Below are 916 nucleotides of genomic sequence, written 5' to 3' on the forward strand. Positions count from 1 at the left end.
ACCACCGGCAGGTAGGCCCCCAGCAGCAGCACCAGGGTGGGTCGCAGCATGCGGCTCAGGCTGCTGCCGCCGACCAGCGCCCCGAAGTAGAGGATCGGCGCCGTGGGCGGGGTGATCAGCCCCATGCCGAGGTTGGTGGCGATGATGGCGGCAAACTGCACCGGGTCGATCTCCAGCGCCTGCACCAGCGGCATCAGCATCGGCGTGGCCAGCAGGATGCCGCTGACATCCTCCATGAACATGCCGATCAGCAGCAGGAAGAGGTTGAGCAAGAGCATCAACAACAGCGGATTCTCGGTGACGCCAAGAAACCCTTCCAGCACCATCTGCGGCACGTTCTCCATGGTCAGCATGCGCGCCAGCATCGCCGAGAAGAACACCAGCACCAGCAGCGTGCCGGCGGTCTGCCCCGCGCGCCACAGCACGCCATGCAGGTCGGCCAGGCGCAGTTCACGGTAGTACCAGATACTGATGGGGATGGCGTAAAGCACGGCGATGGCCGCGGCCTCGGTGGGCGTGGTCACGCCACCATAGATGCAGCCAAGGATGATCATGGGCATGGCCAGGCCCAGCGCCGCGCGGCGCGTCTGACCGGCGATATCGCGCACCACCACCGGCAGCGGAGCCGGTTCGGGCTTCTCCAGTGGCATGTGGCGAGTCAGCACGCGGTTCCAGAAACAGAACAGCAGCACCAGCAACACCCCAGGCAGCACCGGCGCCAGGAAGGACGCGGTGACCGAAGTGCCCGACACCCAGCCGTAGATGATCATCGAGGCGCTGGGCGGGATCAGCAGCGCCAGCACCGCCGAGGTGGAGACCAGCGCCGTGGCATAGCCGCGGTCGTAGCCGCGCTCCACCATGCGCGGGATCATGATCTTGCCCACCGCGGCTACCGCCGAGGAGGCCATGCCCGAGA

At 66.8% G+C, this 916-nt stretch carries 1 protein-coding gene; it reads right to left on the minus strand.

Annotated elements, in window-relative coordinates; genetic code table 11:
- On the minus strand, nucleotides 1–884 hold an 884-nt coding region (locus AM506_RS23475; protein WP_235576174.1), incomplete at its 3' end, for a TRAP transporter large permease.
- Nucleotides 885–916: the final 32 nt, after the last annotated feature.

It is taken from the genome of Rossellomorea vietnamensis (assembly GCF_001305855.1).
GTDB lineage: Bacteria > Bacillota > Bacilli > Bacillales > Bacillaceae_B > Rossellomorea > Rossellomorea vietnamensis_A.